General features: G+C 35.8%; 20 protein-coding genes. 14 read left to right on the top strand and 6 right to left on the bottom strand.

Annotation, left to right across the window (positions count from 1 at the left end):
• Nucleotides 1-99: 99 nt before the first annotated feature.
• On the top strand, nt 100-2,229 hold the full coding sequence (locus SOP96_RS06525) for a S9 family peptidase (protein ID WP_326320192.1): 2,130 nt from the start codon (nt 100-102) through the stop codon (nt 2,227-2,229).
• A gap of 346 nt (nt 2,230-2,575) precedes the next feature.
• Here SOP96_RS06525 and SOP96_RS06520 read toward each other — a convergent pair whose 3' ends face one another.
• Entirely contained in the window at nt 2,576-2,821 is a 246-nt protein-coding gene (locus SOP96_RS06520) for a hypothetical protein (protein ID WP_326320191.1), read from the bottom strand.
• 83 nt (nt 2,822-2,904) lie between these two features.
• Here SOP96_RS06520 and SOP96_RS06515 point away from each other — a divergent pair, with 83 nt between their 5' ends.
• Both SOP96_RS06515 and SOP96_RS06510 read left to right on the top strand, forming a co-directional pair.
• On the top strand, nt 2,905-4,560 hold the full coding sequence (locus tag SOP96_RS06515; RefSeq protein WP_326320190.1) for a peptide MFS transporter: 1,656 nt from the start codon (nt 2,905-2,907) through the stop codon (nt 4,558-4,560).
• Nucleotides 4,561-4,691: 131 nt separating this feature from the next.
• Nucleotides 4,692-6,446 (top strand): peptide MFS transporter, encoded by a 1,755-nt coding sequence (locus SOP96_RS06510; protein ID WP_326320189.1) that lies wholly within the window; start codon nt 4,692-4,694, stop codon nt 6,444-6,446.
• A gap of 175 nt (nt 6,447-6,621) precedes the next feature.
• Here the strand turns inward: SOP96_RS06510 and SOP96_RS06505 are convergent, their stop codons facing one another.
• Nucleotides 6,622-7,740 carry a beta-propeller fold lactonase family protein gene (locus SOP96_RS06505; protein ID WP_326320188.1) on the bottom strand — a complete coding sequence of 373 codons (1,119 nt, stop codon included), beginning with the start codon at nt 7,738-7,740 and terminating at the stop codon, nt 6,622-6,624.
• Nucleotides 7,741-8,175: 435 nt separating this feature from the next.
• On the opposite strand from SOP96_RS06505, the gene SOP96_RS06500 reads away from it, so the two are divergent.
• From SOP96_RS06500 to recG, 3 genes are all read left to right on the top strand, one after another.
• Nucleotides 8,176-9,687, top strand: a complete 1,512-nt coding sequence (locus SOP96_RS06500; RefSeq protein ID WP_326320187.1) for a peptide MFS transporter — start codon at nt 8,176-8,178, stop codon at nt 9,685-9,687.
• A 39-nt stretch (nt 9,688-9,726) separates the two neighbouring features.
• Complete coding sequence (locus SOP96_RS06495; RefSeq protein ID WP_326320186.1) at nt 9,727-10,260, top strand: thioredoxin family protein; 534 nt, start codon at nt 9,727-9,729, stop codon at nt 10,258-10,260.
• A 70-nt stretch (nt 10,261-10,330) separates the two neighbouring features.
• Nucleotides 10,331-12,415, top strand: coding sequence for an ATP-dependent DNA helicase RecG (gene recG, locus SOP96_RS06490; RefSeq protein ID WP_326320185.1), 2,085 nt, complete (start codon nt 10,331-10,333; stop codon nt 12,413-12,415).
• 500 nt (nt 12,416-12,915) lie between these two features.
• On the opposite strand, the gene SOP96_RS06485 is transcribed toward recG, so the two are convergent.
• The 4 genes from SOP96_RS06485 to dapA all read right to left on the bottom strand — a co-directional run bounded on the left by SOP96_RS06485 (nt 12,916) and on the right by dapA (nt 15,769).
• Entirely contained in the window at nt 12,916-13,359 is a 444-nt protein-coding gene (locus SOP96_RS06485; protein WP_326320184.1) for a response regulator, read from the bottom strand.
• A complete protein-coding gene (locus SOP96_RS06480; protein ID WP_326320183.1) occupies nt 13,356-13,934 on the bottom strand; it encodes a helix-turn-helix domain-containing protein in 579 nt (192 codons plus the stop codon). The genes SOP96_RS06485 and SOP96_RS06480 overlap by 4 nt, the downstream gene beginning before the upstream one ends.
• Nucleotides 13,935-14,217: 283 nt before the next feature.
• The gene (locus tag SOP96_RS06475) at nt 14,218-14,730 is read right to left on the bottom strand and encodes a GNAT family N-acetyltransferase (RefSeq protein ID WP_326320182.1); all 513 of its coding nucleotides are present in this window, start codon (nt 14,728-14,730) and stop codon (nt 14,218-14,220) included.
• A gap of 166 nt (nt 14,731-14,896) precedes the next feature.
• Entirely contained in the window at nt 14,897-15,769 is an 873-nt protein-coding gene (dapA, locus tag SOP96_RS06470; protein WP_326320181.1) for a 4-hydroxy-tetrahydrodipicolinate synthase, read from the bottom strand.
• 1,100 nt (nt 15,770-16,869) lie between these two features.
• Here dapA and SOP96_RS06465 point away from each other — a divergent pair.
• From SOP96_RS06465 to recO, 8 genes are all read left to right on the top strand, one after another.
• Entirely contained in the window at nt 16,870-17,292 is a 423-nt protein-coding gene (locus tag SOP96_RS06465) for a hypothetical protein (RefSeq protein WP_326320180.1), read from the top strand.
• Between the two features lie 113 nt (nt 17,293-17,405).
• Nucleotides 17,406-18,119: a T6SS effector amidase Tae4 family protein gene (locus tag SOP96_RS06460; RefSeq protein WP_326320179.1), complete on the top strand. Its 714-nt coding sequence runs from the start codon at nt 17,406-17,408 to the stop codon at nt 18,117-18,119.
• A 6-nt stretch (nt 18,120-18,125) separates the two neighbouring features.
• Nucleotides 18,126-18,614: a hypothetical protein gene (locus tag SOP96_RS06455; RefSeq protein ID WP_326320178.1), complete on the top strand. Its 489-nt coding sequence runs from the start codon at nt 18,126-18,128 to the stop codon at nt 18,612-18,614.
• Nucleotides 18,615-18,679: 65 nt separating this feature from the next.
• Entirely contained in the window at nt 18,680-19,162 is a 483-nt protein-coding gene (locus SOP96_RS06450; protein ID WP_326320177.1) for a hypothetical protein, read from the top strand.
• Nucleotides 19,163-19,494: 332 nt separating this feature from the next.
• Nucleotides 19,495-20,256: a 5'-nucleotidase C-terminal domain-containing protein gene (locus SOP96_RS06445; protein ID WP_326320176.1), complete on the top strand. Its 762-nt coding sequence runs from the start codon at nt 19,495-19,497 to the stop codon at nt 20,254-20,256.
• Entirely contained in the window at nt 20,253-21,203 is a 951-nt protein-coding gene (locus SOP96_RS06440) for a bifunctional metallophosphatase/5'-nucleotidase (RefSeq protein WP_326320175.1), read from the top strand. Before SOP96_RS06445 ends, SOP96_RS06440 begins: the two co-directional genes overlap by 4 nt.
• 2 nt (nt 21,204-21,205) lie before the next feature.
• Nucleotides 21,206-23,488, top strand: coding sequence for a type IX secretion system anionic LPS delivery protein PorZ (gene porZ / locus SOP96_RS06435; protein WP_326320174.1), 2,283 nt, complete (start codon nt 21,206-21,208; stop codon nt 23,486-23,488).
• The gene (recO, locus tag SOP96_RS06430; RefSeq protein ID WP_326320173.1) at nt 23,488-24,174 is read left to right on the top strand and encodes a DNA repair protein RecO; all 687 of its coding nucleotides are present in this window, start codon (nt 23,488-23,490) and stop codon (nt 24,172-24,174) included. The genes porZ and recO overlap by 1 nt, the downstream gene beginning before the upstream one ends.
• Nucleotides 24,175-24,178: the final 4 nt, after the last annotated feature.

Below are 24,178 nucleotides of genomic sequence, written 5' to 3'. Positions count from 1 at the left end.
TTATACCTTAACTATTCAATTTTTCTGCCAAAAGATCAATTTTAAATGCTTTTTATGCCATTGATAAAATTGTTATATTTGAAAGCTTTAAAATAAAAAATGAAAAAATTCATATTAACACTTACCATCGCTGCTGCTTTTCAAAGCGTAGCCGCACAGGAGATCACTTTGGATAAAATATATTCAGGATATTACCGTGGAAAAGGCATTGCCGGAATCACTTCCATGAAAAACGGGGAAAATTACCTGGTTATTGAGCAGGGAGGTATTGCTAAATATTCTTACAAAACTTCTCAGAAGGAAGGCAATATTGTGGATGGACAGTTTGAAAGCTATGAATTTTCTGAAGACGAATCTAAAATTCTTTTGCTGAAAGAAAGCGAACCCATTTACAGACATTCTTTTCTTGGAAAATTTGAAGTTAAAGATTTAAAATCCGGAAAAACGGTTGCTTTGTATGATGGAAAATTTGTCCAGGAACCGAGATTTTCACCGGACGCTACCAAAGTTGCATTTATCGCTGATAACAATTTATTTTACCAGGATTTAAATTCAGGAAAAATTACACAGATTACAACAGACGGTAAGAAAAATTCAATCATCAACGGACTTGCAGACTGGGTGTATGAAGAGGAATTCGGGCACGCCAGACAATATGAATGGACAAAAAATTCAGACGCGATTGTTTTTGTAAAATCAGATGAAAGTGAAGTGCCGGAAATCTTTATCCCGATTTACGGTAAAACGCTTTACCCATCGGAAATGAGATATAAATACCCGAAAGCAGGAGAAAAAAATTCCAAAGTTTCGGCACAGATGTATCGTCTTGACAATGGGAAAACAATGGGTTTAAATTTAAGCTCGTTTAAAAATTATTATATTCCTAACGTCATTCAGACCGCAAAACCAGATGAAATTGTTTTAATTACTTCCGAAAGAATTCAGAATGCATCCGATGTTCTGAAAGTAAATACCAAAACCGGAGCGGTACAGAAATTATTTACTGAAACAGATGAAAAGTGGATTGATACCGACAGTCCTACGTTGGAATTCCTGGAAGACGATTCTTTCCTCTGGGGTTCCGAAAGAGACGGAAACCGCCATCTGTATTGGTACGAAAAAGACGGGAAGCTGAAAAAGCAGGTAACCAAAGGAAATTGGGAAGTAACCGATTATTATGGTTTTAATCCAAAAACAAAAGAAATTTACGTTCAGACCACGGAAAAAGGAAGCATCAATAAAGTAATTTCCAAAGTAAATATTGAAAATGGAAAATCCCAGCTGATCTCCAATGCCGAAGGAAATAATTCTGCCAATTTCAGTAAAAACTATAATTATTTCATTGAAACCTCATCTACTGCTTCAAGACCTTATACTTTTGTCTTAAAGGACGGAAACGGAAAAGTAGTAAAAGAACTTCAGAATAATGATGCGCAGCTTCAGAAGCTGAAAGCGGATAACTTTGTTGAAAAAGAATTTTTCACGATTCCCAACGAAGCCGGAGACCAGATGAATGCATGGATTATTAAACCTAAAAATTTTGATAAAAATAAAAAATATCCGTTGTTCATGTTCCAGTATTCCGGTCCGGGATCTCAGCAGGTGGCCAATTCCTGGGATAATGGAAACGCGCTTTGGTTTGAAATGCTGGCGCAGAAAGGGTATGTTGTAGCCTGCGTAGACGGACGCGGAACAGGTTATAAAGGTGCGAAGTTCAAGAAAGTAACATACATGAATTTAGGGAAATACGAGATTGAAGATCAGATTGCTGCGGCAAAATGGTTCGGAAATCAATCGTATATTGATAAATCCAGAATCGGAATGTTCGGATGGAGCTTCGGTGGTTATATGACGAGCTTAGCGATGACTAAAGGTGCAGATGTTTTCAAAATGGGAATTGCTGTGGCACCGGTTACCAACTGGAGATTTTATGATTCTGTTTACACCGAAAGATTCCTGAGAACACCACAGGAAAACCCGGACGGATATGATAAAAACTCGCCTACTGAGTATGCAAATTTATTGAAAGGAAAATTCCTCCTGATTCACGGTACAGCCGACGACAACGTACATTTTCAAAATTCCATGGAATTTTCAGAAGCGTTGATTCAGAACAAAAAACAGTTTGATTTTATGGCTTATCCTGATAAAAACCACGGAATTTATGGTGGGCAGACAAGACCACAGCTGTATCAGAAAATGACTGATTTTATTTTGGAGAATTTGTAATTCAGAAAAAATTTAACCTTAAAAAAATCCGAATCTTCAATGCAAGATTCGGATTTTTATTTTCTGTATTTCTATATTTCCGGATCTCTGGAAGTATGGAATACGGAATATATTTCAATTATGTTTTCTTCTGTATTGTATGAATAATGAATTCCATAGGAAAATTTCTTTAGAAAACAATTCTAATATTATTATATTTCAATTCAAACGATAAAGGATTCTCTTTAATGAGATTGATTTTCAGACGAAATTCCTTAGTAAAACTATTCCACAATTCTTTATTTATTCTTTATACCACTCATTGATTTCCTTAAGATCATCTCTAACAAAACGGTTATAAATTAATTTAGTCGCCATCTTCTAAACTTCTTAAGTAATCATCCATTTCAGATTCAGAAACAAAACTTTGAGGATTATTTTGAGAATATTTAATCCTTCTTCTTACCTCCTCTTTTTGCCATTCTGGAACTTCGTATTGTTTGTCTTTAAAATGTTTATGCTTCAAAAAATCAATAAAATCATTTACTTCCTCGTAAAAGTTCTCCGGAAGTGTTCTGATATTGTTTTCCAAATCTTTCAATGTAATTTCCATTTCATCTTATTTTATTCAAAGTTAATAAAATCCCATTATTATTTTTAAAATTCTATATTTGTGAAATTTGAAATTTATCTACTATGAAGACTAAACATCCTAAGGGATTGCCTTTCCTCTTCTTTACGGAAATGTGGGAGCGTTTCGGGTATTATCTTATCCTCGGAATTTTTGTACTGTATGTCATTGAGCCAACCGGAATAAAAGGCGGCCTCGGACTTCCCGACAAGACTGCAGACGATATCTTCGGGACTTATATTGCGCTTACCTATTTAACACCTTTCATCGGCGGATTCCTTGCAGACAGGGTTTTAGGATATATCAAATCCATTTATCTGGGAGGAATTTTAATGGCGGCCGGCTACATTGGGATGGGTGTTTTCAAAGATCTCACCCTATTTTACTCTTCTTTAGCCTTAATCATTATCGGAAATGGCTTTTTTAAACCTACCATTTCAACCTTGCTTGGCAATTTATATTCTGAAGAACCGTATAAAGCCAATAAAGATTCCGGTTACAATATTTTCTATATGGGAATCAACATCGGGGCATTTATCTGTAATATTATTGCGGCATTTATGCGGAATAAATTCGGTTGGGGTGAAGCTTTCATTACGGCAGGAGTCGGGATGCTGATCGGACTGGTAATTTTCACCATCGGCAGAAAACATTATATTCATGCAGCTCAGATGAAACCTGTACAGGAAGGGGATACCAAACTTTCTGAAATCTTGGTTAAAGTTTTTTTACCTGCAATTATTGCCGGAGTAATCGGTTGGATTATTCCCGGAAATATTTTCGGAAGTGATAGTACGGATGCTTTTATTTTCGCATGCATTCCTGTTATTTATTTTTACGCATCGTTATATTTTAAAGCAAAACCGGACGAAAAATCTTCTATCGGAGCCTTATTATCGGTTTTCTTAATCAGCATGTTTTTCTGGGCAGTTTTCAAGCAAAACGGAACGGCTTTAACAAGATGGGCCAATTATTACACCGACAGAAGCGTTCCTGCTGCTATGGAAAAGCCATTGGAGGGAATTTATATGGTTGAAGGAAAAAGCTATGAAGACAAGGAAGTTCCTGTGTATGATGATCAGTTCCAGTCGCAGAAAGATAAAGACGGAAAAGCCATTAAAATGCAGGGAAAAGATGTGTATTTTAAAAATATTTCTCCTGAAAAAAGAGCTGCATTAGAAAAAAATCCTGAAGCCAAAACCTATTTATACAACACTGAATTATTCCAATCCATCAATCCTTTTTGGGTAATTGCCTTAACGCCCGTTATTGTTGCCTTCTGGGCATTTTTAAGAAGGCGCGGGAAAGAGCCTTTAACTCCAACAAAAATCGTGTTAGGATTGTTCATCTCTGCATTGTCTTGTCTGGTGATGGTTCTTGCAGTCTGGGCAGGAGACAATGGTGCTGTGAAAGTTTCGCCGTGGTGGCTGGTTGCAGGATACGGCGTAATTACAATTGGAGAGCTTTGCCTTTCGCCGATGGGATTGTCGTTTGTTTCCAAACTTTCCCCGGCAAGGATTACCGCTTTAATGATGGGTGGATTTTTTCTGGCAAACTCTGTGGGAAACAAGCTTTCAGGGATTTTAGCAAGTACATGGTACAGCTATGATAATAAAATGAATTATTTCCTGGTGAATTTCGCTTTATTGATATTTGCCACGCTTTTAGGCTTATCCATGCTGAAAAGATTAAACAAAATCATGAAGGAAAAAGGACATTAATTTTTCTAACAATAATGAAAACAAAGCTGTGGAGTAATTCTGCGGCTTTTTTATTAAATATAAAATTAAAACCTTGCCGAAAACACAAAAAAAACTATATTTGTCAGTCTTAACAAAAATTAACAATAAAAATGGATAATATTGAAGCATTAAGTCCGAAACAGGATGAGTTTGTAGAGAATAAAGGATCCAGGCATCCGAAAGGTTTGTGGGTTCTATTCGGAACAGAAATGTGGGAGCGTTTCAACTTTTATGGAATGAGAGCACTTTTAACGCTCTTCATGGTAAATTCCTTATTGATAAAAGAAGCTGATGCAGCAATCATCTATGGTGGATTTTTAGCTTTATGTTACCTTACCCCGCTTTTGGGAGGTTTCATTGCAGATAAGTACATCGGAAACAGAAATGCAATTCTGATCGGGGGATCATTAATGGCGATCGGACAGTTTTTATTGTTCATCAGTGCATCCACTTTCTCAGGAAGCATTGACAGCGCAAAGATGTTTATGTGGCTTGCTTTGTTCATCATTATTTTCGGAAACGGTTTCTTCAAGCCGAATATTTCCTCAATGGTGGGAAGCCTTTACCCGAAACAGGAAAAATCAAAACTAGACTCTGCCTTCACGATTTTCTATATGGGAATCAATATCGGGGCGTTTTTGGGTCAGTTTATCTGTCCTTATTTAGGAGATGTAAAAGATGCTTCTACAGGAGTGAGAGATATTTTTGCATTCAAATGGGGTTTCCTTGCAGCATCCATCGCAATGATCATAGGAACAGTAACATTCTTTATCCTTAAAAACAAATATGTAGTAACTCCGGAAGGAAGACCAATAGGAGGGCTGCCGAAACATAATACGAGTGAAGATTTTGAAGAAGGAGAAACGCAGACTGCCAAATTCTCAGGAGCAGCGTTAGGAATTACAGGGGTATTATTTATTGTTTTGTTCTTTGTTTTCAGATATCTCCTTGTTGGTGAATTCGGTTTCAAAGCAGTAGAAATGGGGCAATTAATCAAAGGAATTATTTATCCTTTCATCTATGCAGCAGGTATTTCCCTGGCATTCTTAATCATGAGTTCTGCTGAAAATAAAGTGGAAAGACAAAGAATCTGGGTTATTTATATTGTATCTTTCTTTATTATTTTCTTCTGGGCAGCTTTTGAGCAGGCAGGTTCTTCATTAACATTTATTGCAGATAATCAAACGGACAGAAATATCTTCGGATGGAATATGCCTCCTTCAATGGTACAGATCTTCAACGGGATTTTCGTTGTAATGCTTGCTGTTCCGTTTAGTTTAGCATGGGATAAATTAAGAGCAAGAGGAAAAGAGCCGGTTTCTCCGATGAAACAGGCCATGGGTCTTGCTTTAATCGCTTTAAGTTATTTCATTATTGCCTATAACGTAAAAGATCTTGGAAATTCAGGATTATTGGCGATAAAATGGTTAATGCTTTTATATTTCATTCAGACCTGCGGTGAGCTGTGCCTTTCCCCAATCGGGTTATCGTTGGTAGGTAAACTTGCGCCAAAGAGATTTGCTTCATTATTATATGGTGTTTTCTTTATTTCCAATGCTGCAGGGTACGCTTTGGCAGGTTCATTAGGAGCGCTTATTCCTGCGACGGGAGATAAATTTACCAAAGCTGAGCAAATCGGGGTAAACCTTCAGGATGTCTTGGATAAAAAAGTGACGTTAACTGCTGATCAGGCAGCGGCATTTGAAAAGGCTCAGTTGCCTTTACAAAATCCTACTTTTGCAGGATTTGAAATTCACAACTTATTCGAATTCTTCATGGTATTCGTGGTATTGTGTGGTATTGCAGCGGTAATCTTAGCTTTAATTTCACCCATCTTAAAGAAAATGATGCACGGTGTCAATTAATCAATATTAAAATAAACAAAGCAAACCCTCTGGAATCCAGAGGGTTTTTGCTGTAATTAACCAAAATCAACCGGTTAATTAACCATAGAAAATAGTAAAATAAAAAACTAAGAAATTAAAGTTAATATGAGATAGCTATCCTTATTTCAATTACAAAGCTGAACTTTTATAGTAATTAATAAGCTGCCAAGCCGAATGCAGCACCCGGAACAAACATCGTAGCTCCTGAAACTGAAGTTAAAGAATTGGAGTTTACCTTGTATCCATAAATCTTATCGCTTCCGCCGGCTAATACATACAGATAATTTCCATTACTGCTCAATCCAGCATCATTCGGGCCGTTTCCGGCTCCCATATCAAATGCAATCTGTGTCGCAGAAAGTGTTCCGGAAGAAGTAATATTAAATGAAGATATGGTATTACCCCCTGCATTTGTAGAATAAACAATCGATTCTGATTTATTTAAAACAGCCCAGCATGCTCCTCCCTGATTATTAGTCAGCGTACTGATATTGGTTATCACTCCCGTACTTGAAACCGAGTAGCTTGAAACCGAACTGCTTGCACTGGCTTCAGTAACATAAATTTTCCCGCCGGAACCCACTGCAAACCCAAAAGGCTGCGTAGCCTGTGATGGGAAAGACTGCTTATTGGTAGGAATAGAAGATGAATTTAACACATAGGAAGTAAGAAGATTGGTCGCTCTTTCAGCAATGACAATAACGTTATCGTATACAAAGGAGATCTGCGCAGCATTGGTATTCATTGATAATGGTGTTGAAGAATTGGCAATTGGGCTTAATGCACCAGTTGAGCCATTTAAAGTAAAACCTTCAACAGAAGCAGCTCCTGTAGCTCCTGCACTGTTCAATACATAAACAAGATTTCCTCTTTGGGCAACACTTACAGGTCTTTGGCCTACAAGATTATATTTCCCTACCAAAGTAACGTTATTTGCAGATACATTAAAAGAAGATACAGAATTATCTCCCGCGTTAACTACAAAAAGGAATTTTTTATCGGTACTTAAAGTTAAAGCGCCTTGGCTTCCTAATCCTCCACCCGATCCTACTCCGGTTGTGGCAACACTTGATTTTAAAGACAAATTACCGTTCTCATCTCTTGAATACACCAAAAGATCATTAGAAGTACTAGAATTGGTCATGGTGAAAACATAACCCATATCTTTTTCTTCAATGGTAGGAGTAAAGTTGTCATTATCATCAGAACATGAAACTAAAAATAAGCTTAAAAGCAAAACACCGATACTTAAAATTGAAATTCTTTTTATCATTTTTTTAATTTAATTGTTATTACAGCCTTAGACAGGTTATTTTTAAAATCCTTACAATTTTTTTTGTTTTTTTAGTATCCAAGAGGGAAACGAAGGACATAATCTTCACATTATCAGGATTTATCGATTACCACAGCATTGAAAAATTAATGTAAACAATAATAGGCCATAAATGTATTTTACATTTTATTCAGCCGATTTTTAACGTAGGATATATTTACATTCATTAGAAATTTGTAAGTTAGCGATGATAAAAAACCGGCTCTGTTCATGAACTGAATTTTTTCACCAATCACACAGTATGTATAATTGATCAGGCAATAATTTTTCGTGTAAAAAATGTTGACAGAATTTTTCTGATAAATTTAAAATCTTTATCAGCCACATCCAATTTCAATTGATAACAAGAATACTTAATTAAATAGTAATCACCATATGAGTTTAACCTTAGACGAAATACAAAACTTTAAAGGAAAATACCCGAGACAGATCTGGAGCCTCTTTTTCTCCGAAATGTGGGAGCGCTTCTGCTTCTACGGAATGCGCGGAATGCTCGTTTTCTTCATGATTTCTCAACTCAACTTCCATGAAAAAGAAGCCAATCTTCAATACGGTGCTACCCAGGCTTTCGTGTATGCTTTTACCTTTATCGGAGGATTATTTGCCGATAAAATTTTGGGCTTCCGAAAATCTTTATTCTGGGGTGGGCTTCTGATGATTGTCGGAAGCTTAATTCTGGCAGCAGATCCTCACCAATTTTTCTTTTTAGGAATTGCATTTACCGTCGTGGGAACCGGTTTTTTTAAACCGAATATTTCATCAATGGTAGGACAGCTTTACAAACCGACTGATTCAAGAGCTGATGCAGGATTTTCACTTTTTTATGCAGGAATTAATCTTGGCGCTTTGCTTGGAGGTTATTTCTGTATTGCGATTGGAAAAGGAGAAATGTTTGCCAACATTATCTCCGAAGGATTGAGATGGAATATCGCTTTTGGATTAGCAGCCGTTGTAATGGTAATCAGTCTCATTAATTTTGTTTTTACACAAAGAAGTTTGGGAACAATCGGCCTGCAGCCGGGGCATCCTTTGAATGAAGTCAAATCTGCGCCCATTCCGAAATGGCAGGAATACGGCGTCTATATTTTATCGCTGATTTTTGTCCCGATCATCATGATTATGGTTGCCAAAACAGAATATACCGATTATTTTATGTGGACCATTGGGCCACTGACGTTAATCTATCTGTTTTATGAAATGACCAAGGTAACACCTGCAGAACGCAACAAACTTCTGGCAGCTTTAGTCTTCATTTTATTCTCCATCTTATTCTGGGGAATTTATGAGCAAAGCGGAGGTTCGCTAAGTATTTTTGCCGCTAAAAATTTAAATAATGACTTATTGGGACTTGATCCTAATGGCGTTAATAATTCAGGAGGTGCCTTTTTCATTATTTTCCTGGCTCCGTTAATCGGATTATTATGGATATGGTTAAATAAAAGAAAAATTGAACCGAATACCATTATTAAGTTCGGGTTAGGATTTATTTTCTTAGGATTAGGATACTATATTCTATTTGCGACACGGTTTTTTGCCAATCTTCAGGGGATCACTTCATTGAATTTCTTCACGATTGCATTGCTGGTTATTACTTTGGGAGAATTATGCCTCTCTCCTATCGGCTTATCCATCATGACGAAACTTTCAACAAAAAACCTTCAGGGAATGATGATGGGAATGTGGTTCCTGGCTTCCGCATACGGACAATATGTAGCAGGAATCATCGGTGCCGGCTTGGCTACGGCGAAAGAAGGCTCCACCAATTATGATGCTTTGATCACTTATACCGATGGATATAAACAATTAGGATTATATGCCGTAATTGCCGGCGTTGTATTAATTTTGATTTCACCTTTCGTTAAAAAATTAATGCAGGAGGTACGTTGAGCATAACAATTATGCTTATTTTTACATAAATATCAAATCATGAAGAAAATTATAAGCATAATTTGTCTTTTCGTTTTCACCTTACAGTTTGCCCAGGTAAAATGGATGACCATTGAGGAAGCTTTAAAAGCCCAGAAAGAAAATCCGAAAAAAATTCTGATTGATTTTTATGCAGACTGGTGCGGCCCCTGTAAAACTATGGATAAAAAAACCTACGGAAACCCTATTATTGCTGAAATTCTGAATAAGAATTATTATCCGGTAAAATTTAACGCTGAAGAAAAAAACACCGTTCATATTTTTGGAAGAAAATTTTCAAATCCCAATACTGAACATAAGAAAGGAAGGAATTCGCTGCATGAGTTCACCCAATACATGAATGTAGGAGCAGTTCCCAGCACGGTATTTCTGGATGAAAAAGGCGGACCCATTACGATTCTTCAGGGCGAATTATCCGCAAAAGAACTGGAACCTTACCTGGAATTTATTTCAAAGGATTTGTTTAAAAAAATCCGGTCTAGGCAGCAATGGGAAGATTACCAGACAAAATTTAAATCCAAAATAAAAGAATAGCAAATACAGGACTTTCAGCGTTGAAAGTCTTTTTTAATTTCTAATTTTTCCCGAAATTCGTGCCTTCTTAATGACATTAGAAACTTCTATAGAATATGTAAAAGGCGTCGGTCCGGAAAAAGCCAGGCTCATCAGGAATGTGCTGGGAATTTCCACCGTGGAAGATTTTCTGAACTTTTTCCCGTTGCGGTATCTGGATAAAAGCAAAATCCATAAAATTGCGCAGCTTCATGAGGCATCAACAGATGTTCAGCTGAAAGGGAAAATCACCAATGTACAGGAAATACAGACCGGAAAAACCAAAAGGCTTTCTGCAAAATTCAATGATGATACGGGAACAATGGATCTGGTTTGGTTCCAGTATTCCAAATGGATGAAAGAGCAGCTGCCTATCAACAAGGAAATTTATATTTTCGGGAAAATCAATGTTTTTAACCATCAATATTCAATGCCTCATCCGGAAATAGAAATTGATGAAAAAAAAGAGGGCGACAACCGGCTGAAACCCATTTATCCAAGCTCTGAGAAATTAACCAAAAGAGGGCTGAACCAAAAGTTTTTTCAGAATGTATTGCGAAATATATGTATGGAGATTCCGAATCTCATTCAGGAAAATTTTCCGGATTACCTGATGAAAGCTTTTAAATTCCTATCCAGGCAGCATACATATCTCAACATTCATTTTCCGAAAGATGCGGAGCATTTCAAGAAGGCAGATTACCGTCTCAGATTTGAAGAATCATTCTTTTTCCAGCTGGGTTACGGGCTGAAAAAAATTCATCATAAAAGTCATGCCGCAGGAAATCCGTTCCCGATCGTGGGTGATTATTTTAATGATTTTTACAACCATCATCTTCCTTTTGATTTAACAGGTGCCCAAAAAAGAGTATTGAAAGAAATCCGGCAGGATATGAAACGTCCGATCCAGATGAACAGGCTCCTGCAGGGAGATGTGGGTTCCGGAAAAACAATGGTTGCTTTGCTTACGATGCTTATCGCTAAAGATAACGGCTTTCAGAGCTGCATCATGGCTCCAACGGAAATTCTTGCCCAACAACATTACAATGGCATCAAAGAGCTTCTGGAAAATACGGAAGTGAATGTTAAGCTTTTAACAGGTTCCACCAAAAAATCTGACCGTAAAATTATTCATGAAGAACTTGAAAATGGTGAACTTTCCATTCTGATAGGCACACATGCGGTACTGGAAGATAAGGTGAAATTTAAAAACCTCGGCCTTGCCATTATTGATGAGCAGCATCGGTTCGGGGTTGCTCAAAGGGCGAAATTGTGGGCGAAAAATAAAATACCTCCCCATATCTTAGTAATGACTGCTACTCCAATTCCCAGAACGCTGGCCATGAGTTTTTATTCGGATCTGGATGTTTCTGTGATTGATGAATTGCCGGTGGGGAGAAAACCTATTGTAACCGCTCATAGAAGAGAAAAAGACCGTGCCTATGTCTACAACTTCTGCCGTGAAGAGATTCAGAAAGGAAGACAGGTGTATTTTGTGTACCCATTGATTGAAGAATCTGAAACGTTAGACTACAAAAACCTGATGACCGGGCTTGAAAATGTGATGGATAATTTCCCAAGATACAACGTTACCATGCTACACGGGCAGATGCGACCGGAAGAAAAAGATTCTGCAATGAGCTATTTTGCTTCCGGAAAAGCGGAGATTATGGTTGCAACTACGGTAATTGAAGTAGGGGTAAATGTTCCCAATGCCTCGGTAATGGTTATTGAAAGTGCAGAACGCTTCGGATTGTCCCAGCTTCATCAGCTTCGGGGACGTGTGGGACGCGGTGCGGAACAAAGCTACTGTATCCTGATGACTTCCGACAAATTATCCAGCGACAGCAGAACACGTATTAAAACGATGGTAGAAACCAATGACGGATTTAAGATTTCGGAGGTTGATATGCAGCTTCGCGGGCCGGGTGATATTCTCGGTACTCAGCAAAGCGGCGTGGTAGATTTCAAAAGGCTTGACCTTATAAATGACTCGGCTATTATTAAACTTACTAAAAATACAGTAGAAAAAATTTTGCAGACCGATCCCTTATTGTCGAATCCGGATAACCAAATTCTTAAAAATTATTATATCCAGCAATATAAAGGTAAAAACAAATGGAGTAAAATCTCATAAAAAAACCGCGAAAAGAAATTAATCCTTACGCGGCTCCCCTTATAAAACTGTTATTTGAAGAAATTACTTCATCATCATAATATTTTGTGATGTGGTGTGAATGTATTTTGGTGTGATGTGATGTTTTTTTGATAATAAAGTAAAAACAAAATGAATTATCTTCCAACCTGCTTATTTATAAAAACTAACTTGGCTTGATAAAGAACGGATAAACCAATATTCTTTATCTTTCGAGTTTTCATGATTGTACCGTTTTGTTTAAAGATCTTCTGCGCTCTATGGCCGGAAATTAACGTAATTCATTTTGTTTAACTACATTTTGATTATATAATTTAGTTTATTATTAAATTACTTTTAGCGCACATTCAATTTATTTTATTCCTGTAAATGTCCGGTAAGAAAATCAGAATTTACTTTCTGATTATTTTCACCCCCAGGTGAAACTTGATGTACAAATATAGAACTTTAATTTTAATTCCAAAATAATTCGTGACTTTTTTTCACACCTTCATGATAAAATAATTTTTATTTAGTCCTGAAGTGTGGTATTGCCAAGCTATCGATATAATATCATTAACTTTTTTCTTCATATCTCTATAGTTATCAGGCTTTTTCATAAAGACGTTGGCTCCATTCAGAAGGATTTGTTCTTGTTCTTCGGCAGATATAAATTCAGAATATATGATGGTTGTCATAGGATCAAACTTTTGGTGGGATTTAATTTCATTCAGGCATTCGAGACAATCTTTAAGCGGTAGTTGATAATTTATAAATATCACTTCTGGAACTATGTCATCTTTTGCAAGATAATCCATCAGCGCAATTCCATTACTGAATGCTTTTATTTTGACCTGAATTTTAAATTCCTGCAATATATTTCTAAGAAGAATAAGATTACCTTCATCAGGATCTGCCAGAACCACATTGAGATATTCTTTGTTCATAATGATTTGGAATAAAGGGTATTCTGATGTTGTATTTTTCTTCTCATGGAAATAATTTTCTGGAAATAAGACGGCGTAATTCCGGTGAGATTCTTAAACTGAGTACTCAAATGTGCAACACTGGAATAATTTAGCCTCTGAGCAATTTCAGTGAGGTTAAAACTTCTGCTGATAATGAGTTCTTTGGCATATTCTACCTTCTGGATGATGATAAAATTTTCAATCGACGAATGAGCAACTTCTGAAAAAACGTTTGATAAATATCCATAGCTGTGATTGAGTTTTTCGGAAATATAAATGGAAGCTTTTACGGGTATCGCTTCGTCGGAGCTTACAAATTCCGTGATGGTGTCTTTTATTTTCTGTACCAATGCAGTTTTCTGGCCTTCAACAATTTCAATCCCATAATCTTCAAGATTTTCCCTGAAAACTTTACATTGTTCCTGGGTAAGGGACTCATATAATTCAACCTCTCCGAAATTAAGAAGCCTGTATTTCAGTCCATAGTCTTTTAGTTTTTCTTCCAGCACCTTCATGCAGAGGGTATTGAAATCAAATTTCACATACATTTTCATCCTTATTATATGTATTTAATGCTAATGGTAAATATAATCATTTTATATCATTTATAAGTGATATAATAAAAATAGTGTTAGGAGTATCATAAAAAAAACTCCTGCATTGATAAATACAGGAATTTAAACACTAAGGATGAAAAAAAATATACTGATCAAGCTTAAAAAACGGCTTGAGACCAGGCAAATGAAATAGTTATTTTATGTGACTTGGTTCTAATGCAAAGATGTAAAAAAAGAATAGATCACATTTTATAGAATTATATTTTATTTTTACATAATTTTAAGTCAAATCTCCGTGAAATAAAAACTCCATTTGATAATCATCCATTACGTAGCCGTTCCCAATATCTACAACCACCTCATCAAATACAGAAAACCCCTGAGATTCGTAGAATTTTTTTGCCATATTATTTTTATTCACATTCAGAATAATTCTCCGATCGCTTCCGGAAGATACTTTTTCTTTTAAAAAATCAATTGCAGCTTTACCGATTCCTTTTCCTTTGCTTTCAGGCACAAGATAAATCCGGTGAAGTTTTGTGGTATATTCCTGATAGCCTTGCTCATAACCAATGAAGCCTTCAAAAGAGTTGTTGGATTCATCACAAATCAGATAATAGCGGTAATTGGGATTTTTTAAATGTGTTTTGATTTCATTTTGGGAATACAACGTCCTGAGCATATATTCTATTTGGTCAGACGAAAGTATTGTAGCATAAGCAACTTCCCAGGATCGTTTTGCAAGGTCCTGAATCAACGGGATATCTTTTTCTTTAGCTTCTATAAATTTCATTGTGTAATTTTTATAAAAAATTCAATCTAAAAAATTATTGAAATTAAACTTTTTTTAATTCATTAAAAAAGGTGAAAGCTATAAACCTTTCACCTGTACTTATTATGGTAATTTTTTAAGGAACAGTAAATTAAAAGCATTACGCACTTCTCACAACTTTATCCCTTTAAATATTCGCCATTTCAGCTTTTATTTTGGCATGCAACCCTTCCGAAGCTGCCACAAGAGGAAGCCGCAGATAATTTTTAATAATTCCTTTTTCAGCCAGAACAACTTTAATTCCGCACGGATTTCCTTCGGCAAAAATCAATCTGGTTATCTCTACAAGTTTGTTATGAATTTCATAAGCTTCATCCACTTTTCTGTCAAATGCAAGCTGCACCATGGTAGAAAACTCTTTTGGATAAGCCTGACCGATCACGGAAATCACACCGTTTCCTCCCGCAAGCGTAACAGGAAGCGTAAATTCGTCATCACCCGAAACAAGATTAAAACCTTCAGGTTTTTTTCTTAAAATATCAAAATACTGAAGAATATTCGGGGCCGCTTCCTTAATCATAAATAAATTTGGGAATTCTTTTGCAAGACGAAGAGTTGTCTCCGCTTCAATATTTTGTCCTGTTCTTGACGGAACATTATAAATAATGATATTTTTACCGGTCGAAGCCAGCATTTTATAATGCTGATAAAGTCCTTCCTGATTCGGTTTGTTATAGTAAGGAGACACAGAAAGTACTGCTTCGAATGCAGAAAGATCTGTTTCTTCAATTTGTTTTTTAACTTCAAGAGTATTGTTTCCGCCGATTCCAAGGACTAGCGGGACACGTTTATCTGTAACCTTAATGATATGCTCAACCACCTGTTTCTTCTCATCCGCAGAAAGCGTTGCAGCTTCTGCTGTAGTTCCCAAAACAACTAAATAATTGGTTCCGTTTTCGATGTTGTAATCCACCAATTTGGTAAGACTTTCGAAATCTACGGATAAATCTTCATTAAAGGGTGTTACCAACGCAACACCTACTCCTTTTAAAATGCTCATCTGTTAGAATAATTTTTTTCAAATTTAATGATTTACAAGAAGAACTTTTTATTTATTTGTTATTTTTTATCTGAAATAATACTTCTGAATCTTCAATACTGGAATAAAAATATACTACAGTAAAGCTACAATATTGATTACTGGATAAAAAATACTGAACAGCAGTTTCAAATCACAGAAAAATATAAAAAATTTTCTATACAAAAAGCTGTATCATACGAATACTAAGGCAAAAATAGTACACAGTATCAACAATCCAAAGAATAGCGCAGTAAAGGTAAACACCTCAAGGAAAAAAGCCTGCGGATGAAAATCAAAACAAGGAATAAGCAATTAAAATTTAAAGATTTCGTATAGAAATATTTTTTATATTAGCACCCATAATTTTAACGAAACAAGCGTAAGCTATCAATTTGTACAAAGAAAACTGCGAATCTTCTTTAAAAGGACAAATTATGATAGACTTACGCCCGTGTACCTATATTGGCACGGGCGGAGTCTTTCTTGTCCTTTGGGTTCTTCGCAGTACCTCTTTGTCAGATTGGCTTTTTGCTCCGTGCCTTTCCATTTATTCTCTCCCGAATTTTGTTAAAGGCATAACTAAAAGTATGACGGCAGAAGCTGCCGTCATGCAATGTATTTTGCGAAAAAGAATTTTAATTTAAAAATGTACAATGATGAAAACAGGTAACCGATCGGGATAAAAAATAAACCGTACAACGGCGAACAAAAATATGGGGTTTTCCCTGTATTGAAATATTAAAAAAAAATTATAATTTCACAACTTTAAAAAATAAAACCAAAAATGAAAAAAACTTATTTCCTAATGCTGTTGGCATTAGTGTTCCTAAATTGCAGGCAAGAGACTGTTACTTCCGAAGACGAAATTGTGACGGATTATCAAAAATTTCTCTTAAGACAATTAATCTGAGCAAAAATGATCCTATGGCTCAAAAAGCTTCATTAAAAAAACTTTCTTTAAAAAATGAACAAGAGATTTCTATTGATTATAACCATGTCGAATACCTAGACTATGGAAATTTGAAAACATATACCTTTAAAATCCTAAATAGTGATTTAGATGCTCTTTTCAAAATATTGTGGTCATTGAACATCCTGATGGAAATATTAAAACAAAAGTTGTAACCTATGATCTTTCGCCGAGTGAGAAATCAAACTTATTAAAAGGAAACGGGATCAATTATACAGGAAAAGTGAGTTCGGTGCTTACTGATGCTAATTTGGTAAGCGGAAAATTTGAAGCGAATGGTAAATGTTATCAGGAAACAGTTGTATATGTGCAATGCGGCTCCGGACAGCATAATGCGAACAATGTAGATCAATGGAGCGAATGTACACATCCTAAGAAACCGCAAACTTACATTAAAATAGAAGAAGTAAGCTGTACCAATGGAGGTGGCGGTACCGGAATTATAGGAGGAGGTTCAGGAAATCCTTCTGAACCAGGAACGATAGATTTATTAACCCCTACCATACCTGTACCAACAATTTTGCCTATGTAAAGTTCATTAGTACATTATCTCCTGTTCTTCAGCAAACCATTAATAATGAGAATAGCCAGGATTTTTACTGGGGTCTGAATAATTATTTTTATGCTCATGTATTTAATCAACAATTGAAAGACTTTATTACGTGGGCAATTCAGTTTAAATCAGCGAATACTAATGTCTCTTGGGAGCAGTTTGAAAATTGGTTTATAACAAAATCGGAAGGACGAGATGGAGAGTATATTGATAATTTAGATTATATACAAAATACAATACAGTACCAACCAAAACAGATGCCTACATATTCTCAATTTGTAAGTGTTTTTCCAAAATTACCTTATCCTGGATATCCTGGCTATTTTAAACAAATGCCGGCAAAAGATGTTTATGAATTAGTTGGGGATCCTTTGAAAAGTTTGTATATTTCTAAGGGTGGAGATAATGGTATTTATAGAAATGCTTGCACTGTAAGATGGTCTTTTGCAATGAACGCACTAGGAATATTGATTCCACAAAATAGTTTAAGTTTGAGAGGCGCAGATATAAATGGACAGCCCCGATACTATTATATTAGGGCGGTTACAGCAGGTGATGCCATGCAAAAAATTTTTGGAAATCCAACACATAAATTAGAAGGGGCTGATGCGAACAATCCAAATAAGATAGCTGCTTTTTTAAAAGGAAAAACAGGTATATATGTTATTGTGAACAATGATGCTAGTCAAGCTAACTACACCGGGCATGTAGACTTGATTCAAAATGGACATATTCCTGGAGGAGCAAATGCACATGGTGTTCCAGGAGGAATTAAATCAATTAGAATTTGGGAATTTAAACCATAATATATCATGAAATCAATATTTTCTTTAATAATCATTCTTACTTTTTCAAATATTTTCGCACAAGAAATTTATCCTAATAAAGCTAAGATAGGAAAGTATAGTTATGAAATCTACTTAAAAGGGGGTTATAATTATGAAGTTGATGAATATGGAATTAATTACTGTATACGCCTGAATGGAAAAGAAAGAATTATAGGTCCTTATTTAACTTATAGAACTTTTTTAAAATCCCGAATGGCTCCAATAGTCGATGAAAACCTGCCTCCTAACCCTCTTTTAAAATTTAGTGACCGAGAAGTGACGGGTGGTGGAAAGATTGAAATAAAAAAAAGCAAAAGAGAAATTGTAAATACTTTTATAAAATATTCCAAAAACTATGAGAGTGAACCTGACTCTGTTAAATCTGTCTATAAACAGACAAAGAACGGTCTGTTTAATATTGTTTTAATTTCAGAATATCATAGTGGGAAAGAGAAAACAGTTTTTAAAAAGTGATTATTAATCAAAACCGCAGAGATTTCTGCGGTTTTAATTAAAATTGTAATATTGGTTTAAGGAAAATGAGAAATATTCTTTTTAAAATTAAATATATACTAGCATTATTCATTTTATCATCCTGTTCGGTATCTAAAGAGCTGAAGGAAGAAAGAAAGAGCTGGAATTTTAATAACTGGGAAAATGAGTACAAAAACAGAGCATTTTGCTTATGTGTTTTAAAAGGGTTTGAAGATAAAAAAATTGAGAATATTTTTTGGGAAAAAGACCATTCATTCTATAATCCGTTAGGTATAGCAATTTTCGATAAATCATTGAACCCAATAATTGATAATGAAGTAAAAAAAATAAGGTATGATTCAATTAATTCCGTCAATCAATATCCCGAAGACTTAAAAGGAATTTATCAAAAAAGACAAGTATTTAATCATTGTATAAAATTCTATAATAGTAAAGAACTGGATAGTCTTTCAAAAAAAGAAAGGGTAAATTGGAATAAAATCCCTAATATTCTTGATGAAATCCATAAAGAAATTCCGACATATTGATTATGGAATATTTTATTGATTTAATAAATTTACAATAATGAAAAACAAAAGAAATTAAGTCCCGAAATATGATTAATTACATGGCAAGTCGTTATATTAATCCTCGTAGTCGTAATATATTTTTTTATATAGAATTTTTAAGAAAATAAAATAATTTCAACCGCAGAAAATTTCTGCGGTTTTTTTATTTGATTCATAGTATTATAAATCCATATAATTATATTTGCATATACTAAAAAAGTTCATATGAAATCGCTATACCTAAATTGTTTAGACAAAAACTACAACACTGGCGATTACATAATGATCTTTAAAAAAATAAATTGCTGCATATGAAAAATAAATTCTTGTTATTAGGAATTGCTCTGGCTGCGCTCTCCGCTTGTAAAACGGCTTCTCCGTTACAGGTAGCGAATGTGGAGACCAGAAAGAATATTTCTATTAATAATGAGCTAAAAAATGATGAGGAGTTTGTAAAAGTGATTGAACCTTATAAGCAAAAACTCGATAAAGAGATGAACCAGAAAATCTCTTATACCGGAGCAGATCTTAGCAAACAGGGAGACAACAGCAATCTGGGCAATCTTCTGGCAGACTACACTTTTGACGGAGCTGAAGAATGGGCTAAAAAAAACCTGAATAAAGATATAGATGCCGCCCTGATCAACATTGGGGGAATCCGCACCAGTATCGGGAAAGGAGATATTCTGCTCAAAAATGTATTTGAAGTAATGCCTTTTGAAAATGAAGTGATTATTGTAAAAATGAAAGGATCAGATTTACAGGGACTTTTTGATTATTATGCGAAAACACAGGTTAACAATCCCGTTTCGCATTTATACATTGAAACCAACAACGGACAGCTTACCAAGTCGCTCATTAACGGAAAGACGGTGAATGCAGATCAGGAATATTACATCGCCACTTCAGATTATCTGGCTTTGGGAGGCGACAACATGAAATTTTTCTCAAAGGGACAAATGATTCCTACGGGAATAAAACTCAGAGATCTTTTTATTGAATATTTCAAGAAGAACCCCGAAGTACATCCCAATACAGACATTCGTTTAAATTTTATCGGTAAGAAGCAATGAACAGAAAAAGTTTTTTAAAAGCAATAGGCGGCGGGACTTTGGCAATGGCTTTAGCCCCAAATATGATGATGGCGGAAGAACTGAAATTTGTTGATTTTAAATCAGCAAATAAACTGACTATTCTTCATACCAACGATCAGCACAGCAGAATTGAACCTTTTGATGCAAGCTACACTAAAAATCCTAATCAAGGAGGTTTTGCAAGAAGAGCAAGCCTGATTCAGCAGATCAGGAATCAGGAATCCAATATATTGCTTCTTGATTCCGGAGATATCTTCCAGGGAACTCCTTATTTCAATTTCTTCGGCGGCGAGCTTGAATTCAGATTAATGTCGATGATGAAATATGACGCTTCCACCATGGGAAATCACGATTTTGACAACGGACTGGACGGATTTTTAAAGGTGCTGCCAAATGCGAAGTTTCCTTTTATCTGTTCTAACTATGATTTTAAAAATACGGTTCTTGACGGAAAAACATCTGACTATAAAATCTTTAATAAAAACGGAATTAAGGTGGGAATTTTCGGTGTCGGAATTCAACTGGACGGACTTGTCGGCAAGAAACAGTACGGCGAAACAGTCTATTCCGATCCGATAGATATTGCACAGCACTATTCCAATTTTCTTAAAAATGAACAGAAATGTGATCTTGTGATCTGCCTTTCACACATCGGCTATGATTATAAGGATGAACCTGATAAAGTAAGTGATAAAATCCTGGCTGCCAGAACCGAAAATATCGACCTCATTTTAGGCGGCCATACCCATACTTTCCTTCCGGAACCCCAGACTTTCGTGAACAGACAAGGTAAGAAAGTTCTTGTCAATCAGGTAGGCTGGGCAGGGCTTTTGTTAGGACGGATAGATTTCTTTTTTGACACTAATAAAAACATAAAACATATTGCCTGGAACAATCAGGTAATTGACAGCAGTATAATAGCATAAGCATGAAAAAACTCTCTTTAATTTCTCTTGGTATTTTGGCATCCCTGCAAATTGCAAATGCACAGACTATTTCTTCAAAAAAATGGGCAGACCTGTTTTCCTATAACAACGTTACCGCCATGAAGGAAGATAACGGAAAAATAGTTGCAGCAGCAGAAAACGGGATCTTTTATTATACAATTTCATCAGGTGAAATTACCAAGCTGTCCAAAGCAAACGGCTTGCATGAGGTTAAAATTTCAGCTTTCGATTACAATCCGCAGAATAAAATTGCACTTATAGGATATCAGAATGGTTCTCTGGACGTCATTTCACCCGACGGAATCACTTATGTTGTAGATATCCCTATTGCTACAGGATACAATGGAAGCAAAAGAATCAACCATATTTCGATAACAGGAGATATGGCGGTTATTTCTGTTGGTTACGGAGTTTCCATTTTTGATCTTAAGAAAAAAGAATTTAAAGATTCTGCATTCTTTTTATCAGGGGGCATATACGAAGCGAGTAATGAAGCGACAATTTTCGGCAATAAAGTATTTTCGGTAACCAATACCGGTTTGAAAAGCCACGAAATGAATACCACATTTCCGGTTTTCAATACCTGGACCACTGAATTGGCAGGCTCATTCAGACATATTGATTCTGAAGGTATTTTAAGCTTTTCATCCGCAACAACAGGATACCTGTACAACAGCGGGACTTCGGTTCCACTTTCACAAACATTCACCAATGTACGGGATGTTGTCGTGAACAGCAATAATATTGTTGTAACAGATTTAAATAGGGTTTATACCTTCAATACAAACGGAAACTTCAACAATACAGTAGCTTTCGGTGAAGAATGTAATACCGCAATTACCGTAGGAAGCAGTGTCTATGGCGGAACCGTATTATCAGGAATAAAAAATGAAAGCAGCAATACGTTCAAGCCGGATGGACCTTATTTTAATTATGCTTACAAAATGAGCCTTTATGGGGAAAATCAGATCCTGGTTTCTACAGGAGGAAGAGAAAACAGATTTAATACAGCGGTTAACAATCCGAAAAATCCCGGCTTTTATTATTTTAACGGTATGGAATGGATCTATCCATCCTACTTTATAGGAAATACGACGAGATTTAATGTGCTTGATGTAGTTTCAGATCCTGCAAATCCGGATGATGTTTTCTTTACAAATTATATTACAGCACCAGGACGAGGAGTGTATAAAATGAAGTACAATGCATCCAGTAAGGATTTTACCTTCACTAAAAACTATAATCTAGGAACAGATAATCTTTTTGCAAGACGTGCTGTAGGATTGGCTTTTGATGATGCCAATAATCTTTTTGTAACTATGGCTTTTTCCAGTGACGGGCCGGATTTTGGTTTGCTTAATGCAGTAGGAGCATACGACAGGGCAACAGACGATTTTCTGATAAAAAATACAACATTAATAGGCGCTGTGCAAAAACCATTATTTTATGAAGGCTTATTGTGGATCCCTAACCCGAGATTAAGTTCTCTAATAGCTTATGACGCCAAAAAGACGGTAAATACTTCAGACGACATCGCCTATATTTTGAATCAGTCAAACGGTTTTGACCCTAATTCAGGAGGAAATATTTCAGTAGCGTTGGACAAATCCGGAGATGCATGGATTGGCGGAGACCTGGGAATAAGAGTTTTGCCAAATGCTGTTTCAGCAGTTAAAACGCCTGCTAGTGCTGTGGTAGAACCTATTATTATTGAGCAAAACGGTCTGGGCGAAGAACTTTTCAGAGATTCACAAATCTTACAGATTGAAGTAGATGCCGGAGATCATAAGTGGGTTTCTGTGGACGGCGGAGGTGTGTATTACTTATCTGCAGACGGCCAGCAAACCATAAAACGTTTTACTAAAGAAAATTCTCCCTTACCGACCAACAGTATTACTGATATCAAGGTAGACAGAAAAACAGGAAAAGTATACTTTGTTTCTTATGACGGAATTGTAACCTATCAAGGCGATGTTGCTGATGTTACTTCAGAATTCGGAAATGTTCTTGTATATCCTAATCCTGTAGTTTATTCTAATTTTAAAGGAAAAGTCACTATAAAAGGCCTTGCCGAAGTTACCAATATCAGGATTGCAGATGCCGCCGGAAATGTGGTACATTCTGCTGTGGCAAGAGGAGGATATTACGAATGGGATCTTAATAATCAAAGAGGTAAAAGAGTAGCTTCAGGGATTTATTTTGTACTGATGACCAATGAAGACGGCTCGGATAAAGCAACGGCAAAGATTGCGGTAGTTAATTAATGAATTCACAAAACGGCTTTTTATTATCCTATATAAAATACGGCGAAAATGATGCGGTAGTACATTGTTTTACAGAAGAGGAAGGGTTTCAGTCTTATTTCCTGAAAGGTATTTATACCAAAAAGAATAAGAAAAAAGCCCTGCTGCTTCCTTTGAGTAAACTTAATTTTTCCCTGCTCCCCATGAGGGGGAACGGAATACAGACCATTTCCCGGTTTGAAATGATCAAAAGCAATGATATTTATACTGATATCCGCTGCAATTCGGTGGTATTTTTCATTTCGGATTTTTTGAACCAGAATTTAAAGCATGAAAATAAAAATCATCATTTATTTTTCTGCCTCGAAGAATTTATTAATGAACTTGAAAACCAAAACTATCAGTCTCACTTAATTTTCCTTATCAAAATTCTAAAAATTCAAGGCGTTGCTCCACTAATAAATAGTGGAAAATTCCTTGATCCGGAAACAGGTACCTTTTCTTCCGAATTGATGCATCATATTTTTAATGAAGAGATCTCTGCAATATGGCTGGCAATTCTTTCTTCAGAAGATCCTTACAGGATTAAAATTTCTTCATCCTACAGAAAAGATTTTCTTGACAGCATTCTGGTGTATTACCATTATCACATCACAGACTTCAGGATTCCAGCATCACTGGAAATCATTCAGCAGATTTTTGAGTAAAATT

Source organism: Chryseobacterium salviniae, assembly GCF_035819015.1.
GTDB lineage: Bacteria > Bacteroidota > Bacteroidia > Flavobacteriales > Weeksellaceae > Chryseobacterium > Chryseobacterium salviniae.
The sequence above is the reverse complement of the archived record's forward strand: the minus strand, read 5'-3'. Positions and strand labels throughout refer to the sequence as shown.